At 72.1% G+C, this 20,465-nt stretch carries 18 protein-coding genes; 13 read left to right on the top strand and 5 right to left on the bottom strand.

The genetic code is table 11. The annotated features are described in order from the left end of the window. The first annotated feature begins 177 nt into the window (after positions 1-177). Positions 178-1,506, top strand: coding sequence for a hypothetical protein (locus QT196_RS31290; protein WP_290356761.1), 1,329 nt, complete (start codon positions 178-180; stop codon positions 1,504-1,506). 29 nt (positions 1,507-1,535) lie between these two features. On the opposite strand, the gene QT196_RS31295 is transcribed toward QT196_RS31290, so the two are convergent. Together QT196_RS31295 and QT196_RS31300 are read right to left on the bottom strand one after the other, a co-directional pair. Next, positions 1,536-1,787 (bottom strand): hypothetical protein, encoded by a 252-nt coding sequence (locus QT196_RS31295; protein WP_042160019.1) that lies wholly within the window; start codon positions 1,785-1,787, stop codon positions 1,536-1,538. Between the two features lie 281 nt (positions 1,788-2,068). Then, positions 2,069-2,689: a TetR/AcrR family transcriptional regulator gene (locus QT196_RS31300; protein WP_168482053.1), complete on the bottom strand. Its 621-nt coding sequence runs from the start codon at positions 2,687-2,689 to the stop codon at positions 2,069-2,071. A gap of 36 nt (positions 2,690-2,725) precedes the next feature. Here QT196_RS31300 and QT196_RS31305 point away from each other — a divergent pair, with 36 nt between their 5' ends. Then, positions 2,726-3,541, top strand: a complete 816-nt coding sequence (locus QT196_RS31305) for an alpha/beta hydrolase (protein WP_266731852.1) — start codon at positions 2,726-2,728, stop codon at positions 3,539-3,541. Positions 3,542-3,650: 109 nt separating this feature from the next. On the opposite strand, the gene QT196_RS31310 is transcribed toward QT196_RS31305, so the two are convergent. Then, a complete protein-coding gene (locus QT196_RS31310; RefSeq protein ID WP_168484102.1) occupies positions 3,651-4,844 on the bottom strand; it encodes a serine hydrolase domain-containing protein in 1,194 nt (397 codons plus the stop codon). Positions 4,845-5,441: 597 nt separating this feature from the next. Between QT196_RS31310 and QT196_RS31315 the strand changes: the two genes are divergently transcribed. After that, positions 5,442-5,831: a VOC family protein gene (locus tag QT196_RS31315; RefSeq protein ID WP_266731854.1), complete on the top strand. Its 390-nt coding sequence runs from the start codon at positions 5,442-5,444 to the stop codon at positions 5,829-5,831. Positions 5,832-5,992: 161 nt separating this feature from the next. Here the strand turns inward: QT196_RS31315 and QT196_RS31320 are convergent, their stop codons facing one another. After that, positions 5,993-6,811, bottom strand: coding sequence for a lipase family protein (locus QT196_RS31320; protein ID WP_266731856.1), 819 nt, complete (start codon positions 6,809-6,811; stop codon positions 5,993-5,995). Between the two features lie 239 nt (positions 6,812-7,050). Between QT196_RS31320 and QT196_RS31325 the strand changes: the two genes are divergently transcribed. The 8 genes from QT196_RS31325 (at position 7,051) to QT196_RS31360 (ending at position 15,901) form a co-directional block, all read left to right on the top strand. Continuing rightward, positions 7,051-7,437, top strand: a complete 387-nt coding sequence (locus tag QT196_RS31325) for a hypothetical protein (protein ID WP_168482062.1) — start codon at positions 7,051-7,053, stop codon at positions 7,435-7,437. 108 nt (positions 7,438-7,545) lie between these two features. Next, positions 7,546-8,139, top strand: coding sequence for a 2Fe-2S iron-sulfur cluster-binding protein (locus QT196_RS31330; RefSeq protein WP_168482064.1), 594 nt, complete (start codon positions 7,546-7,548; stop codon positions 8,137-8,139). Beyond that, positions 8,136-9,131 carry a xanthine dehydrogenase family protein subunit M gene (locus tag QT196_RS31335; RefSeq protein WP_168482067.1) on the top strand — a complete coding sequence of 332 codons (996 nt, stop codon included), beginning with the start codon at positions 8,136-8,138 and terminating at the stop codon, positions 9,129-9,131. Before QT196_RS31330 ends, QT196_RS31335 begins: the two co-directional genes overlap by 4 nt. Before the next feature lie 66 nt (positions 9,132-9,197). Beyond that, the gene (locus tag QT196_RS31340; RefSeq protein WP_290356138.1) at positions 9,198-11,351 is read left to right on the top strand and encodes a xanthine dehydrogenase family protein molybdopterin-binding subunit; all 2,154 of its coding nucleotides are present in this window, start codon (positions 9,198-9,200) and stop codon (positions 11,349-11,351) included. A gap of 140 nt (positions 11,352-11,491) precedes the next feature. Continuing rightward, positions 11,492-12,046: an ATP-binding protein gene (locus QT196_RS31345; protein ID WP_168482070.1), complete on the top strand. Its 555-nt coding sequence runs from the start codon at positions 11,492-11,494 to the stop codon at positions 12,044-12,046. Between the two features lie 166 nt (positions 12,047-12,212). Beyond that, positions 12,213-12,665: a hypothetical protein gene (locus QT196_RS31350; RefSeq protein WP_290356139.1), complete on the top strand. Its 453-nt coding sequence runs from the start codon at positions 12,213-12,215 to the stop codon at positions 12,663-12,665. 750 nt (positions 12,666-13,415) lie between these two features. Continuing rightward, positions 13,416-14,609 (top strand): PLP-dependent cysteine synthase family protein, encoded by a 1,194-nt coding sequence (locus QT196_RS31355; RefSeq protein ID WP_290356140.1) that lies wholly within the window; start codon positions 13,416-13,418, stop codon positions 14,607-14,609. After that, positions 14,606-15,901 carry an MFS transporter gene (locus tag QT196_RS31360; RefSeq protein ID WP_168482075.1) on the top strand — a complete coding sequence of 432 codons (1,296 nt, stop codon included), beginning with the start codon at positions 14,606-14,608 and terminating at the stop codon, positions 15,899-15,901. The genes QT196_RS31355 and QT196_RS31360 overlap by 4 nt, the downstream gene beginning before the upstream one ends. An 80-nt stretch (positions 15,902-15,981) precedes the next feature. On the opposite strand, the gene QT196_RS31365 is transcribed toward QT196_RS31360, so the two are convergent. Continuing rightward, on the bottom strand, positions 15,982-16,884 hold the full coding sequence (locus QT196_RS31365; protein WP_290356141.1) for a class I SAM-dependent methyltransferase: 903 nt from the start codon (positions 16,882-16,884) through the stop codon (positions 15,982-15,984). A gap of 226 nt (positions 16,885-17,110) precedes the next feature. On the opposite strand from QT196_RS31365, the gene QT196_RS31370 reads away from it, so the two are divergent. Both QT196_RS31370 and QT196_RS31375 read left to right on the top strand, forming a co-directional pair. Beyond that, positions 17,111-19,168: a phosphocholine-specific phospholipase C gene (locus QT196_RS31370; protein WP_266731865.1), complete on the top strand. Its 2,058-nt coding sequence runs from the start codon at positions 17,111-17,113 to the stop codon at positions 19,166-19,168. A 174-nt stretch (positions 19,169-19,342) separates the two neighbouring features. Beyond that, on the top strand, positions 19,343-20,401 hold the full coding sequence (locus tag QT196_RS31375) for an aldo/keto reductase (RefSeq protein ID WP_168482080.1): 1,059 nt from the start codon (positions 19,343-19,345) through the stop codon (positions 20,399-20,401). The last annotated feature ends 64 nt before the right edge of the window (positions 20,402-20,465 follow it).

The following is a 20,465-nucleotide window of genomic DNA, read 5'->3' on the forward strand; positions in this document are numbered from 1 at the left end:
AAGACGGGACCCGGTGTGCCGGTGCGCCATCGATCCGTCCGCCAAATCTGACGGATCGATGACGCCCCGGCCGCCAGCCGCCCGTTGCCGCCCGCCGGCGCCTAACGTGCGGGCGTGACCTCCTGTGCAACCCCCCGTGTGACCTCGGAAGAACGCGCCGGGCGCCGCCTCGATCTGATGGCCGCCGCGGCCGGTGCGCTGCTCGTGGTGGCCGCCGTCGTCGTCGGTACCGTCATCGAGCGCGCCAACGGCAGCCTGCATGTCAACTGGCCCCCGCTGTACGCCTCGTGGTCCCCGCATCTGGGGCCCGGTACCCCCGCCGCGGTCGTGATCGCCATCCTCGTGATCGTCCACGGGCCGCCGCTCGCCGCCCGGTTGCCCTGGCGGCGCCTCGTCGTCCTGGGCTGGGCGGGCTCCCTGGCCTGGACCGGGGCGCTGGCGATGATCGACGGCTGGCGGACGGGCATAGCCGGCCGGCTCACCACCGCCTACGAGTACCTGACCGTCATCGACCGCTTCGACGACCTCGGGCCGGCGCTGCGCGACTTCACCCACCACATCCTCAACAACGCGCCGGACCACTGGCCCGCCCATGTCGCCGGGCATCCGCCGGCCGCCGTGCTCACCTTCGTCGGTCTGGACCGTATCGGTCTGGGCGGGGGCGGCTGGGCCGGCCTCTGGTGTCTGATCGTCGGCACGTCCGCCGTGGCCGCGGTGCTGATCGCGGTGCGGGCGCTCGCCGGTGAGCCGCTCGCCCGCCGGGCCGCCCCGTTCCTCGTGCTGGTCCCGTCGGCGGTCTGGGTGGGCACCTCGGCGGACGGCTATTTCGCGGCCGTCGCCGCCTGGTCGCTGGCGCTGCTCGCCCTCGCCGCCACCCGCCGCACCCTCCATCCGGCCGCCGCCGCCCTGGCCTCCGGGCTCCTCTTCGGCCTGACCTGCTATCTCTCCTACGGGCTCACCCTGATCGCGCTGATCGCCGCCGCGGTGCTGTGGCTCACCCGGACCGCCCGCCCGCTGCCCCTCGTGGCGGCCGGCGCCGCAGCCGTCGCCGTCGCCTTCACCCTGGCCGGTTTCTCCTGGTGGGAGGGGTACCTCCTGCTGGTCGAGCGCTACTACCAGGGCGCCGCAGCGGTCCGCCCGTACGCCTACTGGGTATGGGGCAATCTCGCCTGCACCGTCCTGATCATCGGGCCCGCGACGGTGGCCGCGCTGCGCCGCACCCTCGCGGCGGCCCGCACCGCCGGGCGCGGCCTCCGCCCGTCCGCCGGGCCGCTCCGGGACCCCGCCGACCGGCTGGTCTTCCTCGTACTGGCCGCGCTGCTCGCCCTGCTCGTCGCCGACCTCTCCGGGATGAGCAAGGCGGAGACCGAACGGATCTGGCTCCCGTTCGCCGCCTGGCTGCCCGCCGCCTGCGCCCTGCTGCCCGCGACCCGTCAGCGGGCCTGGCTGACCGCCCAGGCGGTACTCGCACTCCTGCTCAACCACCTTCTCTACACCGGCTGGTGACGCTATGTCAGGGCATCGCGGAAGGGGGATCAGGCGAGGTAGGGGCGGGTCGAGTTCACCCGGCCGGGGCGCAGGATCCGGATCGGGCCGCGGTTGCAGGAGGGGCAGTCGGCGCGGGTGAGCGGGGAGGCGACACGGACGCCCCGGGTGAAGTAGTCGGCGCGCCGGTGGCCGGCCAGATCCGTGGTGTGCCGGATCTCGTACTCCTCTTCCCAGCCGTGTCCGCAGTGCAGACAGACGAACGCATACGCCTCGTGAACCGTCTCGGTGTCCCGTTCCATGATCACCACACCCTTTCCCCGGGCCACGGCGCTCCCGCCAGGACCGGATGCATGCCGCACCTCCCATTATCGCGCTCGGCCACGGGGATGGCGGGCGCAGATTTCCGGGCCGCGGAGAGGTCGTCGGGGGGCTCGTGACCAGGCGCGATGTAGGTATCGGGGCCCGGCAGTCGCCGCGAGGGGCCTGCTGAGACTGACGAACCGCCGACGCACTGGGTCCTGCCTCTCCGATCATGATCAGGAGGGACGGAACCCAGTTGCCAGGGGGTAGAGGCCAGAGGTCAGGCTGTCGGCGAGGTGAGCTGTCGGCAGAGCAGCTCGTGCGCGAGCTGCGCCGTCGTCAGCAGGTCCTCGCGGGTCGTGCCGAGATTGGCACGCACGGACAATCCGTGCACGACGGATTGCACGAGTCCGGTCAGGGCCGCTGCGTCGGTCCCGGCGACGAGTTGTCCGTCCTTCCCCGCTCGCTCGATGCGCGTGCGGAGGGCCCGCTCGTTCCAGCCGTGCAGTTCGGCGTAGTGGGCACTGGTGTCGAGCGTGCTCGTGCTGTCGGTCATCGCGGCGCTGCTGAGAAGGCAGCCTGGATGAACGTCATTGGGCCGGGTGAACTCGTCGACCGAGTCGATGAGGAGGCGGTCGATGACGGTCCGGAGATCCTTCTCGGCGACGGCCTGCCGGTAGATCTCCCGGTAGCGCTCGGCGTAGGTCCGCACCGCTTCCTCGAACAGCCCGGCCTTGCTGCCGAAGGCGGCGTAGAGGCTGGAGGTCGAGAGCCCGAGGGCCGCGGTGAGGTCGCGGGTCGAGGTCCCGGAGTAGCCGCGCCGCCAGAAGAGGCGGGCGGCTTCGAGGATCGCGCGGTCGCGGTCGAAGGCTCGTGGTCGTCCACGGGTTGGTTGGGACACCCTTGCATTGTAGAGCGTTTGCTCCATAATCACTTTATGGAGCAAACGTTTCAGAATCAGAAGAAGTGGTCGGTCGGCGGGGGCAGTTGGGTCACGGCCGATGTGTACGGGGACCCGGACGCTCCCGGTCTCGTCGTCGTCCCGGGCGCCATGAGCGACGCACACGCGTGGCGTCATGTCGCGACCGCCGTCGACGCCTGGCCGTCGGTGACGGTCGTCAACCGCCGGGGCCGCGCCCCCTCGGGGCCGCTGACCGACGGCTACTCGCTGCGTACGGAGGTCGAGGACCTCGGCCTGATCCTCGACGAGTGCGCGGGCCCGCAGGCACTCTTCGGCTGGAGCTACGGCGGCCTGATCGCGCTATTGGCCGCCAACGACCGCGCACTGCGCCAGGTGATCGCCTACGAGCCGGTGATACGGCCGTTCGGCAGTCACGTACTGCCGGACCTGAAGGCCGCCGAAGGCAAGGCGGACTGGGACGCCACCGTCGAGATCGTGAACCGGCAGATCGCCGGCCTCGATGCGGCGCAGATCGAGACCCTGCGGGCCGACCCCCAAGCGTGGGCGGACTTGCAGCGTCTGAGTAGACCGGCGCACGCCGAACTCGCCGCGCTCAACGCGGCAGCGCCACCGGACGAGTTGGCACGCCGGGCGGACCGCGTCGACCTGATCGTCGGCCAGTGCAATCAGGGAACGGCCCCCTACGGCACGTCGTTCGATGACGTCCGGCAGCGCGTCACCCGTGCGACCCGTGCCGAAGTCCATGTACTCACCGGTCAGGGGCACTTGGCCCACCTCCAGGCCCCGACGGAGCTCGGCCATCTGCTCAACGGCCTCGCCACTGGCCGATGAGCAACCCTGCCGACGGCGTGGCCTTGTACTACTGGGTTCTGTCCCTCCGGCCATGAGCGGAGAGACAGAACCCGGGCCCGGTGCCCAGGCCTGGCAGGCAGGCCCGGTCTCAGCTCCGGTTCTGTCCCAATGCCCGGTACACCGCCCTGACCAGCCCGGCGTTGCGCGGGTCCTGGCCCGTCGTGCCACCGCCGTACTTGTTCATGGTGTACGCGTACGACAGCCGGTTCTCCGGATCGGCGAAGGCGAAGGAGCCGCCCGCGCCACCGTGTCCGAACGCCCGTGGATTGGGACCCGCCTGGCCCTGGTGGTTGAGCATGTAGCCCAGTCCCCAGCGGTGTTCGTACCCCGCCGGCGCGAGCGCATCGATCGTCAGATCACGCTCACCCGGCCGGCTCTGCGACCGGCGCATCGCCTCCAGGGTGCCGCGCCGCACGAGCGTGCCGGCCGCCAGCGCGCCGTAGACCGTGGCCAGCCCGTGCGCACCGGCATGGGCGTTGCCCGCCGGGATCTCGGCCGACCGGTAGGCGGCACTGTTGACATCGCCGGTGGGGATATACGTCAGCGCCAGCATCACGACGGCCAGCGGATGGTCGGCGAGCGACCGGAACGGCGGCCTCGGCGCACCGGGGAACTGCTCGGCGAGACGCGCCTCGTCGAGCTGCCCGACCATGTCGGCGCAGCGGGCGTGCTCCTCGGCAGGGGTGCCGATGAACACCCGAGCCCCCAGCGGCCCGGTGATCTCGCTGCGCAGGAACGCGCCGAGGGACTGCCCGGTGATCCGCCGTACGACCTCGCCCACGAGATATCCGAAGGTCACCGCGTGATAGCCCTGCGCGGTGCCCGGTTCCCACCACGGCGGGGTGGCCGCAAGGACGGTGCACACCCGGTCCCAGTCGTACGCGTGCCCGGCGGGCAGCGGCTCACGGGGCGCGATCAGACCGGCCCGGTGGCTGAGCAGCCAGCGCACCGGTATGTCCTCCTTGCCGGCCTGCCCGAACTCGGGCCAGTAGCGGCTCACCGGCGCATCGAGGTTCAACTCGCCCCGGTCCACGAGGAGATGGGCACACAGTGCGGTCATTCCCTTGGACGTCGAGTAGACATTGACCAGCGTTTCGCGCTCCCAGGGGCGGGTCCCGGCCGCGTCCGCGTGGCCGCCCCACAGGTCCACCACCGCCTCGCCGTCCACCGTCACCGAGACCGCCGCGCCGACATCGCCGTGCTCGCTGAAGTTCCGCTCGAACGCGTCCCGTACGCCGGCGAATTCCGGTGCGCAGTGGCCGCTGACGGTGGCTGGCTCCACGGTGGTCTCCTCGCGTCGTCCCGGTGCGGTCATCCCGTGCCTCCGTACGTGCGTACGGCGTTCCGTACGGATGATCCGTCCAGGTCGATGCCCGTGGCAACGATGTGCGGCCGGACGGCTCAGCGGCGCGTGTCCGGGGGCGCGGGGAGGCCTGGCGAGCCGTCGGCCGGGGGCACGCGCGGCACGGCGGATGCGGCGCCGGGACCGTTTCGGCAGCTCAGCGGCGATACGTGGGCGACTGGTGACCGGTGGGTCCGGGCCCGGCATCGGCGGGGGAGGGGCGCGGCGAGCGGTCCGGGGAGGGCTGGCGCGTGGCTGGATTCCGCCGGGGGCGACGAGCCGTCGGCTGCCTGGCTCGTGCCATGGCCGTCGTGACGGCGGGGGAGAGCGTGGGGCGAGGGGGATGGAGAGCGTGCCGATGACGACGACCGAGGCGGCGGCGCGGGCACGTGACGCCCGCCCGGGCACATGACGCCCGCCCGGCGTACCTTTCATCACGCCGGACGCCGACGCATTCCTCCCACCCCGACCGATGAATCGGCAGGCCGGGCGCGGTCTACCTCACCGACCACACAGACCACACCCCCGGAGGACGCCATGTCTGCCACCTCACCCGCCGCCCCCACCCCCGCCACCGTCCAGCCGATCATCGTCACCCCTGACCTCGACCGACTCCAGGCCTTCTACCGTGAGCTGGTCGGCGCCGAGGAGTTCACCCGGGTGCCCGAGGAGGGCCCGGCCTTCTTCGTCGGGCTGCGGGTCGGCGGCTCGGAGCTGGGCATCGTGACGGACCAGAACGTCGAGACCGGCACCCCGACCCGGATCCTGCTCAGCATCGGCGTCCAGGACGTCGATGCGCTTCTGGACCGGGTCGGGCCGCTCGGCGGAACGGTGCGGGGCCAGGCCAACGACATGCCCTGGGGGCAGCGGGTCGCCCATATCCAGGACCCGGACGGCAACGCGGTCAACCTCACCCAGCCGGTCTGACCGGGGAAGCGGCGGCCCCAGGACGGGAGACGACCGGTCAACCAGGGCGGTGGCCGGCCGGTATGGGACGGCGGCCGGCCCCGCCCGGACCGCCGCCCGCCCCGTCCGGTCCCGCCCGCCCCGCTGCCCGCCAGCCGGCACCCACCTGCCACCCCCACCGATCAGTTCTGGTTCTTCTCCAAGGCGTTGACGTACGCGGCCATGAAGTGGTCCCGGACGCCGTCGGAGGCGGGTGCGAGCAGGTCGGCGGTGAGGCCCTGGGCGCGGTCGACCAGGCCGCTGAGCAGCGGCATGGTGTGGTGGAGGGCGCCCTTCGCGTCGATGTAGCGCAGTGCGGAGACGTGGTGGAAGGCGGGCTCCGGGGGGAGCTGCGGCACGATGTCGTTGTTGTTGACGAAGCGGTACATGCGGTCGGAGAAGGCTGTGTTGAACTCCTTGGACAGCTGCCGGTCGCAGGTGCGGGGCTGGCCGAAGGTGTAGACACCGTTGGCTGTCACATGCGGCTCCTCGAAATGCAGCCGCGCGCCGGCCAGCATCGCCAGTGCCCCGCCGAGGCTGTGGCCGGTGAACCACACGGTCTGGCGGTTGTCGCGGAACGCGTCGATGGCGGCGCGGACCTGCGGCCAGACGGACTCCAGCGCCTCCCCGAAGCCGTAGTGGACATAGCCCTTGCCGCCGGGACCGGGCCACGGCGGCGTGGTGGCGTCGGACAGCCAGTCGCGCAGTTTCACCGGCTCGATGCCCCGGAAGCTGGTGATGATCATGCTGTGCCCGCCGAAGGTGTAAGCCTGGGTGTCCTCCAGCGGGAACGGCGGGCGGAACGTGGTGTGGTGGTGGCGCACCCGGTCGAAGCCCCATTCCCGGGCGGTGGCTTCGATGGTCTGCTCGTCCTGGTAGGCGAGCTCGGAGGCGCGCGCCATACAGAGCGCATGGCGGACGGTGTAGCCGGTGGCTTTCTGGTCGATCGTGGCACTGGTCAACGAGGGCTCCTCTGGCTGGGGTCGGCGATGGCTGCTGCGAGGGCCGAGCACTGCGCCTGAGACCGCTCCGATCACAGAACGCTTGCGCTGACTACACAGCGTAATCTCCCGATCGGGTGGCATGCCGGTGCCGCCCGTTCAAACCACTCGTTCGTGCCTCCGGTCGCACACACCGGGCCGCCGGGCGAGCCTGGAAGCGTTCAGCCCCCGGAGGAAGGCCCACAACGGAAGGTCCCACAGTGAACAGCGCGGATCAGGCGTCACATGCGAAACATGTATCGGCCGAGGTGATGGTGGAGCTGGAGAGCTGCGCGACGCAGGACGCGCACGCCGTCTTCAGCGCGCTGCGCACCACCTTCAGCTCCGACCGGGCGGCGGACGATGTGCCCGAGGAGGTGGCCGGAGCGGGTTCGACCGTGTGGACCTCGACCTTCGACGTGAGTGAGCGCAAGGCCGCGGCCGAGCCGCGCCGGCTGACCGCGCCCGTCATGGTCAGCCTCCAGGGCGGCTACTGGGCGGTCGACCAGCTGCGCAAGGGCCTGGAGTCCGCGTTCGCCGTCCATGTCCTCGGGACGGCCGCCGGTGACCAGGAGAAGGAAGTCGAGCTGCGGCTGGAGACCCGTTAGCGGTCGCAGGCGCTTCCGAGGCGGCGAGGCCACCACGGTCACGGCGCAGGACATGGCCCAGGCGCACGGCGGCCGCCCCCGCGGCCCGGATCGGAAAGGCATGAGCGAGTGGAGTCCAACCCTCATCCGCCGGAGCCCGGCGGAGCGCCGTCGGCGGACGGTCACCAGTCCTCGCTGGTGCTGCACATCAACGGGGTGACGCAGACGCTGACCGTGGACCACCGCACCACGCTTCTGGACCTGCTCCGTGAACGCCTCGGTCTGACCGGTGCCAAGAAGGGCTGCGACCACGGCCAGTGCGGCGCGTGCACGGTGCTCGTCGACGGGCGGCGCGCCAACAGCTGTCTGCTGCCGGCGGTGGCACAGGACGGGCGGCGGATCACCACGGTCGAGGGCCTCGCCGAGGAGGAGCGGCTGCACCCCCTTCAGCAGGCCTTCCTGGAGCGGGACGCCCTCCAGTGCGGCTACTGCACCCCCGGCCAGATCTGTTCGGCCGTCGGGGCTCTGGCCGAGGTGGCGGCCGGCTTTCCGTCTCACGTCACCCCGCCCACCGCGGACCCCGGCACCCCGGTCGAGCTCACCGACGACGAGATCCGCGAGCGGATGAGCGGCAACCTGTGCCGCTGCGGCGCCTATCCGCGGATCGTCGAAGCGGTCCGGGACGTCAGCGGCGGGGCCGGCGGCCAGGAGGCGGCGCGGTGAAACCGTTCGGGTATCTGCGGGCGACCAGCGTGGAGGAGGCCGTACGGGCCGCGGCCGGGCAGCCCGGCGCCCGTTTTCTCGGCGGCGGCACCAACCTCGTCGACCTGATGAAGCTGGGCGTGGAGACGCCGCGGCTGCTCATCGACGTCACCCGGCTGCCGCTCGACCGGATCGAGGAGCTGCCGGACGGCGGACTGCGGGTCGGCGCGCTGGTCCGCAACAGCGATCTCGCCGCGGCGGCCGCCGTCCGCGACCGCTACCCGGTCCTGTCGCAGGCGCTGCTGGCCGGTGCCTCGGGGCAGCTGCGGAACATCGCGACCACGGGCGGCAATCTGCTGCAGCGCACCCGGTGCCTGTACTTCCAGGACATCAGCAAGCCCTGTAACAAGCGCGCCCCGGGCACCGGCTGCCCGGCCCGCGAAGGGGTGCACCGCGATCTCGCCGTACTGGGCCACTCCGACCACTGCGTCGCCACCCAGCCGTCGGACATGGCGGTGGCGCTGGCCGCCCTCGATGCCGAGGTGCTGCTGCACGGCCCCGGCGGGGAGCGCACCGTGCCGGTGACCGACTTCCACCGGCTGCCCGGTGACAGCCCGGAGCGGGACACCGAGATCCTGCCCGGCGAACTGATCACCGCCGTCCGGCTCCCACCGGCCGCCCCCGGCACCCGCTCGCGCTACCGCAAGGCCCGCGACCGCGCCTCGTACGCCTTCGCCCTGGCCTCCGTCGCCGCCGTACTGGAGGTGCGGGACGGCACCGTACGGCACGCGGCGCTCGCGTTCGGCGGGCTCGCGCACCGGCCGTGGCGTGCCCGTGCCGCCGAAGAGGTGCTGCGCGGTGCGCCCGCCACCGAGGACACCTTCGCCCGCGCCGCCGACGCCGAACTCGGCGCCGCCCGGCCGCTGCGCGACAACGGCTTCAAGGTCACCCTCGCCCGCAATCTGGCCGTCGGCGTACTGGCCGGACTGGCCGCCCCCGACGACGACCACTGACCACACCACGACCACCAGGACGCCCCTGCCCCCTCCGCCCCAGCCCCCGATCCAAGGACGCGCGCCATGAGCCCCGACTCGTTCCCGCTCGGCCCCCTCCCGTACCCCCTGGGCGCCCCGCTCGTCCGCCGGGAAGGCCGGGAGAAGGTCACCGGCACCGCCCGGTACGCGGCCGAACACACCCCGCCGGGCTGCGCCTACGCCTGGCCGGTGCCTGCGACCGTCGCCCGCGGCCGGGTGACCGCCGTGGACACCGCGGCGGCGCTCGCCCTGCCGGGGGTGTACACGGTGCTGACGCACGAGAACGCGCCCCGCCTCGCGGCTGCCGCCGAGCCGACGCTGTGGGTGCTCCAGGACGACCGGGTCCCGCACCGCGGCTGGTACGTCGCCCTCGCCGTCGCCGACAGCCTCGAAACCGCCCGCGCCGCCGCCGGGGTGGTCCGCGTCCGCTACGAAACCGCCGCGCACGACGTCCTGCTGACCGCCGGTCATCCCCGGATGTACGACGCGGAGACCGCCAACGGCGGCTATCCGGGGACCCGCGAACGCGGCGACTTCGAGGGGGCGTTCGCCGCCGCCCCCGTCACCCTCGACGCCACGTACACCGTGCCGCCGCTGCACAACCACCCCATGGAGCCGCACGCCTCCACCGCCTGGTGGAGCGACGGCCATCTGACCGTCCACGACTCCAGCCAGGGCGCCACCCGGGTCTGTGAGGACCTCGCCGCGCTGTTCCGGCTCGACCGGAGCGAGGTCACCGTCATCTCCGAGCACGTCGGCGGCGGCTTCGGCGCCAAGGGGACGCCCCGCCCCCAGGTCGTCCTGGCCGTGATGGCCGCCCGCCAAACCGGGCACCCGGTCAAACTGTCCCTGCCGCGCCGGCAGCTGCCGGCGGTCGTCGGCCATCGCGCACCCACCGTCCAGCGGCTGCGCCTCGGCGCGGGCGACGACGGCGTCCTCACCGCCCTCGCCCATGAGGCCGCCACCCACACCTCCACCGTCATGGAGTTCGTCGAGCAGGCCGCGGTCCCGGGGCGCGTCATGTACACCTCGCCGAACAGCCGCACCGTGCACCGCGTCGTCCCGCTCGACGTACCGACGCCCTCCTGGATGCGCGCGCCGGGCGAGGCCCCCGGGATGTACGCCCTGGAGTCGGCCGTCGACGAACTCGCCGTCCTCCTGGACATCGACCCCGTCGACCTGCGGATGCGCAACGAGCCGGACACCGAGCCGGACAGCGACCGCGCCTTCAGCAGCCGCCAACTGGTCGGCTGTCTGCGGGAGGGCGCGGAGCGCTTCGGCTGGCTGCCCCGGGACCGCCGGCCCGGAGTCCGCCGCGAGGGCGATCTGCTGCTGGGCACCGGCGTCGCGTCCGCCACCTACCCGGTCTACATCGCCGCCTCCTCCGCCGAGGCGCACGCCGCCACCGATGGCAGCTACCGCATCCGGGTGAACGCCACCGACATCGGCACCGGCGCCCGCACCGTGCTCGCGCAGCTCGCCGCCGGTGTACTGGCGGTGCCCGAGGAGCGGATCCGGATCGAGATCGGCAGCAGCGATCTGCCGCCCGCGATGCTGGCCGGCGGTTCCGCGGGCACCGCGTCCTGGGGCTGGGCCGTCCACAAGGCCTGTACGGCGCTGCGGCACCGGCTGCGGGACCACGTCGGACCGCTCCCGGCCGACGGGCTGACGGCCGCCGCCGACACCCGCCGGGAGACGGCGGAGGGGTCCCCGTACGCCCGGCACGCCTTCGGCGCCACCTTTGCCGAGGTCCAGGTCGACACCGTCACCGGAGAGGTCCGGACGCGGCGGCTGCTGGGCGTCTACGCGGCCGGCCGCATCCTCAACTCCCGTACGGCGCGTTCCCAGTTCATCGGCGGCATGACCATGGGGCTGGGGATGGCGCTCATGGAGGGCAGCGTGCTGGATCCCGCGTTCGGTGACTTCGCCGAGTGCGATCTGGCCTCGTACCACGTCCCGGCCTGCGCCGACGTGCCGCTGATCGAGGCGCACTGGCTGGAGGAGGAGGATCCCCACCTCAACCCCATGGGCAGCAAGGGCATCGGGGAGATCGGCATCGTCGGCACCGCGGCGGCCCTCGCCAACGCCGTCCGGCACGCCACCGGAGTCCGGTTCCGCGACCTCCCGCTCACCCCGGACAAGGTTCTGCCGCGGCTGTTGGACCGACCGGGTGAGGGCCGGGCCGGCGGACTCCGCTAAACCAAGATCAGTTGCGGAACCCGCCATGCGGGGCCACCATGACAAATGACCCATACGTGATTAATGCTCACTCTTCGTGTTTCGGGGTTCGTTGGTCCAACGAGGTGAAGGGCGTGAGCCTCGCGGTGAGGAGCCACGACATGACACTTCCCGGCGACCGGCACTACACGGTCGAACTGCATGCTTCGGCGGAGCGCGTGCCGCAGATCCAGCGGATTCTGGCCGCGCACCTGCGGTACTGGGATCTGGAGCTGCATATCCCGCCCGTGTGCCGGGGAGTGGCGGAACTCCTGACCAACGTCCATCGCCATATCGGCCCGGACGCGCCGTGCGTCGTCGAACTCCGCTGGACCGGCCGGCACCTCACGGCCTCCGTCGCCGACCAGGGGCCGCGCCTGCCGAAACTGCTCAGCGCGGGCGGCGGCCTGCTCTCCGGAGTGGCGGCACTGAGCGACAGTTGGGGCACCTGCGGCACCCCGGACGGCAAGGTCATCTGGTTCACCCGCCGGGTCGAGGCGGCCCGCAAGTCGCCGTTGACCAGCCGCACCCCGCTGCGCAGCGTGCCCGACGCGAAGGGCCGGCCGGCGGTGCCGCCGCCCGTACCGGTCGAGCCGCTCGTCGAGCCCGTGCGGCAAGCCGTCGCCGAGACCGCCGCCGAGACCCCGGCGGCCTCGTCCGAGGCGTCGCTGGTCTGACACCCCGCCAACGAAGCGCCGTCAACGAAGCATCGCCAACGAAGGACCGTCAACGAAGGGGCGAGGTGCTGACACCCACCGCTGTCGCGCCTCGCCCGATGACTGATATGCGCCTGCGGGCGCGGGGTTACCGGCGACGGCCGGCCGCCGCGGTTACGATCGCGGTATGGCAACGGTCAGGACGGCCCGCGGGCCGGCCAACAGCGGGATGCGGAACCGCGGTTCAGCGGTTCCGTTTCATGTGCTGTGGCTGGCCGCCGTGCTGATCAGTGTGCTGGTCGCCCACGGGGCACGGGCGGAGAGCGCCGAGGGCCATCTCGTGAACGCCGTACCGGTGGCGGCAGCCGCCACCGCGGACTCCGGCGCCTGGCTCGCCCCCGAACACAGCGGTCACTGTGAGCTGCCGGAGCACCCAGGGCACCCCGAGCACCACTCCGACGAGCTGTGTGTGTCGGGCCTGCCGCAGCAGGGCGCCGCCCCGACGCTGCCGTGCCCCACTCCCTCGGCGGACTGTGCCTGGCAGCCACCGGCACCGGACCGGTCCGGTGCGTCCGCGGGCGCCCGTGCCGCCCTTCCACCCTTGCGCAGCGCAACAGCTTCCGTGGTGCAGCAGGTCTAGATTCCGGCCGATTCCGGATCGCTCCCCTGCCGATGCCGCCTGCCCGCCCGCGTGTTCCGCTCCGGCGCGGCGGCAGTCTCCCGGAGGCCCTGTGCCGTTCCGCGTTCCGTTGTGCCTTCTGTTCCGTCCTCTCTTCCGTGGTGGCGGCCGCTCCCATAGCGGTGGTCGCTCCCGTAGTGGCGCCCGCCCTCGTGACGGCGCCCGCTTCCGTAGTGGTTCCCGCTCACTGAGTGGTGCCCGTCTCCTGAGGGACGCCCGCTTATACCGGCGCCGACCCGCCGTCCTCCTGCTCCTGGTAGCCGGGCTGCTGGCCGTGGTGCTTCCGTGCGCCGACGGTGCCAAGGGCCATCACCCTGCGCCTGCTCCGGTGGCGGTCTCGTCGGGCCGGTCCGCGCCCGTGGCCGCCGCGCCCGCTCAAGTGCCCACCCAGGTGACCGGCGGGACGGACGCCGGGCACCACGACTCCACGTGTGTGCCCGGCCCGTCCGGTCATCTCCCGCAGGGCCGCCCGGCCGCCGGGGCGGGGGGCGCCGCGGTGCCCGCCGTCCTCGCGGGGGCCGTGCGCCTCGCGGCGGGACGGCCCCCGGCGGCGGGGAGCGGGGCCGGGCGGTTCAGACCGGCCCGCGGCGGCCGGGCCACCCTCGCCGCCCTGTGCCGGTGCCGGATATAGGAGCCCGCCGTCGCGTCCGGCCACCCCGGCCGGCGCGAGCTGAGCGCCCGTATATCCCCACCACCGAACGAGAGCGAATCATGCACTCTCTGCCCACGGCGGCCCGCTCCGTCTCTCCCGTTTCCCCCGCCTCCCCGACACCCGGCCCGGCTCCCGCCTCCGGCATCCCCGGCCTGGTCGGCAACACCCCCGTCCTGCACATTTCCGAGCCGCTCACCCCGCCCGGCCGCGGCTTCTGGGCCAAGCTCGAAGGCCGCAACCCGGGTGGCATCAAGGACCGGCCCGGACTCCACATGGTCGAACGCGCCCGGGCCCGCGGTGAGTTGCGGCCCGGCGCCCGGATCATCGAATCCACCAGCGGCACCCTCGGCCTCGGCCTGGCACTCGCCGGCATGGTCTACGGCCACCCGGTCAGCCTGGTCACCGACCCCGGTCTGGAGTCCTCGATGACCCGGCTGCTGACCGCGTACGGCGCCCAGGTCGAGATCGTCGCCGAGCCGCATCCCACCGGCGGCTGGCAGCAGGCCCGCCGCGACCGGGTGCGCGCGCTGCTCGCGGCGCACCCCGGCGCGTGGTGCCCGGACCAGTACAACAACCCCGACAACACCACCGCCTATCTGCCGCTCGCCCTCGAACTCGCCTCCCAGCTGGGGCATATCGACGTCCTGGTGTGCAGTGTGGGCACCGGCGGGCACTCCGCCGGGGTGTCCCGGGTGCTGCGCCAGCTCTACCCGCAGCTGCGGCTCGTCGGCGTCGACACCATCGGCTCGACCATCTTCGGACAGCCCGCCCGTCCCCGGCTGATGCGCGGGCTCGGATCGAGCATCTATCCGCGCAATGTCGCCTACGACCAGTTCAGCGAGGTGCACTGGGTCGCCCCCGCCGAGGCGGTCTGGGCCTGCCGGACGCTGGCGTCCTCGCACTATGCCACCGGCGGCTGGAGCGTCGGCGCGGTCGCGCTGGTCGCCGGCTGGCTGAGCCGGACCGAGCCGGCCGGCACCCGTATCGCGGCCGTCTTCCCCGACGGACCGCAGCGCTATCTGAGCACGGTGTACGACGACCAGTACTGTGCCGACCACCACTTGCTCGACGCCCCGCCGGCCGACGGGCCGCAGACCCTGAGCCGGCTGGGGGAGCGGGAGGTCACCGCCTGGAGCCGGTGCGCCCGGGTCGTCGATCCGCTCGGCCCGTCCGGCACGGCGGACCGCCCCGGCGAGACCCCGGCGGACCACCCCGGCGAGGCGTCCGCCCAGGGCGCGGGGGAGGCCCGGTGACCGGCATGCTCACCCAGTTCCGTTCCTACGAGCGCAGCGCCCGGCTGCTGATGGTCAATCAGTTCACCATCAACCTCGGCTTCTACATGCTGATGCCGTATCTGGCGGCGCATCTGTCCGGGACGCTCGGCCTGGCGGGCTGGCTGGTCGGACTGGTGCTTGGGGTCCGTAACTTCAGCCAGCAGGGGATGTTCCTGGTCGGCGGCGCACTGGCCGACCGGTTCGGCTACAAGCCGCTGATCGTGGCCGGTTGTGTGCTGCGGACGCTCGGTTTCGCGACGCTCGGGCTGGTGGACTCACTGTCCGCGCTGCTGGCGGCGTCCGCGGCCACCGGACTGGCCGGCGCGCTGTTCAACCCGGCGGTCCGGGCCTATCTGGCCGCCGCGGCGGGCGACCGGCGGCTGGAGGCGTTCGCGCTGTTCAACGTCTTCTACCAGGCGGGCATCCTGCTCGGCCCGCTGGTGGGGATGGTGCTCACCGGCGTCAACTTCCGGGTCACCTGCCTGGTCGCGGCCGGGATCTTCGCGCTGCTGAGCCTGGTGCAGATCCGCGCGCTGCCGGCCCGCGGGGACGAGTCCGCACCCGACGGGGGCGGCCGCCGCGAGGCCGGTCAGCCGTCCCCGTGGCGGGGCGTGCTGGCCAACCGCCCGTTCCTGCTGTTCTCCGGCGCCATGATCGGCTCCTATGTGCTGTCGTTCCAGGTCTATCTGGCGCTGCCGCTGGAGGTGCGACGGCTGGGCGGCGACGGGGAGTTCGGCACCGCGGCGGTGGCCGGGCTGTTCGCGGTGTCCGGGCTGAGCACCATCCTGGGCCAGACCAGGGTGACCCGCTGGTGCAAGGCCCGGATGACCGCGGGCCGCGCCCTCGCCCGGGGGCTGCTGACCATGGGCCTGGCGTTCGTCCCGCTGCTGGCCGCCACGGCGCTGCCGGTGCCGGCCGAAGGCCCCGGCCGCTGGGCCCTCGCGGCCGTGCCGCCCGCGCTCTGTGCGCTGCTGCTCGCCCTCGGCACGATGATCACCTACCCGTTCGAGATGGACACCATCGTCCGGCTGTCCGGTAACCGCCTGGTGGCGACCCACTACGGGCTCTACAACACCATCTGCGGTATCGGCATCACCCTCGGGAATCTGCTCACCGGCGCCGCACTGGACGCCTCCCGGTCCGCCGGACTGCCCGCCCTGCCCTGGATCGCCCTCCCGGTCCTGGGCCTGGCCTGTAGTGCCGCCCTCTACGGACTGCACCGCACGGGACGGCTGGCCCCGGCCGCCTCCCCGGCGCCGGCGATGGGCTGAGCGACCCGGTGGCCACCCCGTCCACGAGGAGTGGGGTGGCCACTGCCCGGCCTACCGCCGGATCCGGGATGTTGAGCCGGTCATCTTCGGCGAGCCGTCACCAGCCAGGCCGCGCTGCCGAGCGTGACACCGTCGGGGCCCTGATATTCGGCCAGCGCATCCCGCAGCGCGGTCACTGTCTTGGCCCGCGCTTCCGCACTTGCCTCGGCGAGCATCGCCCGCGACCCCGGCATACCGAGCTGGTAGGCCACCACGTCGTCCGGATCGGTCCCCATCCACAGCGGCTTGTCGACGGCGCCGATCGTGATCTCGTCGAATCCGGCGCCGTCCAGCAGCTTCTTGATCCGGTCGGCGTCGGCGAGCGAAAACGGGCCCGGAGCACCCGGCACCTCAAGCTCCGGCAGCTGCACGTACGGGGCGATGGCGCCCATCGGCACGGTCAGATAGGCATTGTCCCGCAGGCTCCGCCAGCACAGGAACGCCAACTGTCCGCCCGGACGCAGCGCTCGGGCGATATTTCCGAATGCCGCCTCCGGATCGGCGAAGAACATCACCCCGAAACGGCTGATCGCGACGTCGAAGGCGCCGTCCTCGAAGCGATGGACCTGTGCGTCCCCTCGCTCGAAGGTGACCTGCGGCAGTCCGGACCCCGCAGCCTGCTTCCGGGCTTCGGCCAGCATCGGCGCCGACACATCGACGCCGAGCACCGATCCGGCGGCTGCGGCCCGCGCCGCCTCCAGGCTCGTACCGCCGCTGCCGCATCCGATGTCCAACACCCGGCTGTCCGCCCGGATCCCGGCCGCCGCCATTAACCGCGGAGTGAGCCAGCGGTACCTCGCCTCCTGCTTTTCCCGGTGCTGGACCCAGTACCGTCCGTCGTCCCCGTTCCAGGCCTCGGCCTGTTCGGCGTTGCCCGCAGCGATCTCGTCGGGAGGCGGTGTCCCGTCGTCCCCGGCCACGCGCTGATCGTCACCCTGTCCCATTGATCCCCCTTGTTCGAAATGCCCCGCAGGTGGCTGTGCGACCTCCCCGACCAGGGAGTTCGTCGCGCGTACGGCGATGTGTCATACCTGCGACACCCCCCCTTCCCTGGCACTCGTTCCTCTTGGAACACTCTGCTGACCGTGGTTTCGCACCACGCCTCACACAACCGCACACCAGTACCGTCATTTCGCCAACTCCCCCACATCTGAAGAGGTTCCCCAGCCCATGCCTGAATTGAATCGGCGGCGTTTCCTCCAGATCGCCGGCGCCACCGCGGGCGCCTCGGCCCTGTCGAGCAGCATCGCCCGTGCCGCAGCCATCCCCGCCAAGCGACGCTCCGGATCCATCAACGACATCGAGCACATCGTCGTCCTGATGCAGGAGAACCGTTCCTTCGACCACTACTTCGGCTCGATGAAGGGCGTACGCGGCTTCGGTGACCCGCGCCCGCTCGTCCTCGACAGCGGTAAGTCCGTCTGGCACCAGCCGGACGGCGACAAAGAGGTGCTGCCCTACCACCCGGACGCCGAGGACCTCGGCATGCAGTTCATCGAGGGCCTCGACCACGAGTGGGCGGGCGGCCACAAGGCCTGGAACAACGGCAAGTACGACAACTGGATACCTGCGAAGACGGCCGGGACGATGGCCCACCTGACCCGCAAGGACATCCCGTTCCACTACGCGCTCGCCGATGCGTTCACCGTCTGCGACTCGTACCACTGCTCGTTCATGGGTGCCACCGACCCCAACCGCTACTACATGTACTCGGGCCACGTCGGCAACGACGGCTCGGGCGGCGGCCCGGTCCTCGACAACGCGGAGCTGGGGTACAGCTGGACGACGTACCCGGAGCGGCTGGAGAAGGCCGGGATCTCCTGGAAGATGTACCAGGACATCGGTGACGGCCTGGACGCGGACGGCAAGTGGGGCTGGATCGAGGACGCCTACCGCGGCAATTACGGCGACAACTCGCTGCTCTTCTTCAACCAGTACCGGAACGCCAAGCCCGGCGACCCGCTCTACGACAAGGCCCGCACCGGCACCAACGCCAAGGAGGGCGACGGCTACTTCGACCTGCTCAAGGCCGACGTGAAGGCCGACAAGCTCCCCCAGGTCTCCTGGATCGCCGCCCCCGAGGCCTTCACCGAGCACCCCAACTGGCCCGCGAACTACGGCGCCTGGTACATCTCCCAGGTGCTGGACGCGCTCACCTCCAACCCCGAGGTGTGGAGCAAGACCGCCCTGTTCATCACCTATGACGAGAACGACGGCTACTTCGACCACGTCGCCCCGCCCTTCCCGCCGGCCTCCGCCGACCAGGGCAAGTCGACCGTGGACACCACGCTCGACCACTTCTCCGGCGACGCCAAATTCGCGGCCGGCCCCTACGGCCTCGGCCAGCGTGTCCCGATGCTCGTCGTCTCCCCCTGGAGCACCGGCGGCTACGTCTGCTCCGAGGTCTTCGACCACACCTCCATCATCCGGTTCATGGAGCGCCGGTTCGGCGCGCACGAGCCGAACATCTCGCCCTGGCGGCGCGCCATCTCCGGCGATCTGACCTCCGCCTTCGACTTCGGCCTGGAGAACACCAAGCCGGCCTCGCTCCCCGCCACCGACGGCTACCAGCCGCCGGACAAGGAGCGTCACAAGGGACTTGTGGCGAAGCCGCCCGCCAACCCCGTGCTGCCCAAGCAGGAGGCGGGCTCCCGCCCCGCCCGCCCGCTGCCGTACGAGCCGCTCGTCGACGGCTCCGCGACGCCCTCCACCGGCCGCTTCACCCTCACCTTCAAGAGCGGCGACAAGGCCGGCGCCTGCTTCACCGTCACCGGGGGCAACCGCACCGACGGCCCCTGGACGTACACCACGGAGGCCGGCAAGAAGATCTCCGACACCTGGAACACGTCCTACTCCAAGGACGTCTACGACCTGTCCGTCTACGGCCCGAACGGCTTCCTGCGCACCTTCAAGGGCAACGGCAAGAAGGCCGGGCCCGAGGTGACCGCCCGCCATGACAAGACGGCCGGCCGCGTCGAACTCACCCTGACCAACCCCGGCAGCAGCGACTGCCACCTCACCGTCACCCAGGCCTACGGCGGCCCCGCCGAGACCTACCCGGTCCGGGCGGGCGCCACCGTCAAGAAGTCGCTCGACCTGCGGGCCAGCAAGCGCTGGTACGACCTGTCGGTCACCTCCGACACCGACCCCGCCTTCCTGCGCCGGTTCGCCGGCCATGTGGAGACCGGGGAGCCGGGCGTGAGCGACCCGGCGATCATCACGGGCTGAACCGCCCACCAACGGGCCGGGACCGGCACGCCCACGGGCGCCGGCCCCGGCCCGCACGGCGTCCGCGCCCCGCCCGCGGCGCCGTGGCTTGCCCTGGAGCGCACTCCAGCTCCTAGCGTGGGCGCACGACCTACAGCTGTCGCTGAACGGCTGTCGCTGAACGAAGGGAACCTCGTGCGCTACACACTGTTCGGCAGGACCGGTCTGCGGGTGAGTGAGCTGAGCCTCGGCGCCATGACGATGGGCGACGACGGGGGCTCGGGCGGCGCCAAGGACTCCAGCGGCCGGATCCTGGACGCCTACGCGGACGCGGGCGGCAACTTCATCGACACCGCGAACAACTACACCGGCGGCGCCTCCGAGCGGATCCTCGGGGAGCTGCTGGAAGGCCGCCGGGACCGCTTCGTCCTGGCGAGCAAGTACACCTGCGCGACCCACAAGGGCGATGTGAACGCGGCGGGCAACCACCGCAAGAACCTGGTCCGGTCGGTGGAGGCGAGCCTGGACCGGCTGCGCACCGACCACCTCGATGTGCTGTGGGTGCACGCCCGGGACAACTTCACGCCGGTGGAGGAGGTCATGCGGGCGCTCGACGACCTGGTGCGCTCGGGCAAGGTGCTCTACATCGGCGTGTCCGACTGGCCCGCCTGGGAGATCGCGCAGGCCAACACCCTTGCCGAGCTGCGCGGCTGGACCGCGTTCGCGGGCTCGCAGCTGCGCTACAACCTGCTGGAGCGGACGCCGGAGCGGGAACTGCTGCCGCAGGCCCGCGCCTTCGATCTGGCCGTGCTGGCCTGGGCGCCGCTCGCGGCCGGCAAGCTCACCGGCAAGTACCGCCGCGGGGAGACCGGCCGGCTGGCCGCCGCGGACGACGGCGCCACCCCGGACCACCGCGAGGAGGAGACCCTCACCGCGGTGCTGGAGGTCGCCGAGCAGGGCGGCTGGAGCCCCGCGCAGGTGGCCCTGGCATGGCTGCGCAGCCGGCCCGGCAACATCATTCCGATCGTCGCCGCCACCAAGGAGAGCCAGCTGCGCGACAATCTCGGCGCCGTCGACGTCACCCTGGACGCCGACGCGCTGGACCGGCTCGACCGGACCAGCGAGGTGCCGCTGGGCTTCCCGCACGACTTCCTGCGGCAGCCGGGCGTGGTCGAGAACGTCTACGGCGACCGCTGGGCCGAGATCGAGGACCGGCGCTCCACCCACCGCCGTACGGCGAGCGAGATCCGCTGACCGGACGCACCTACGACGGACGCCGCCGCCTGAACAGTCAGGCGGCGGCGTCCGTTGCGCTCAG

The organism is Streptomyces sp. P9-2B-2 (genome assembly GCF_030406865.1).
Classification (GTDB): domain Bacteria; phylum Actinomycetota; class Actinomycetes; order Streptomycetales; family Streptomycetaceae; genus Streptomyces; species Streptomyces platensis.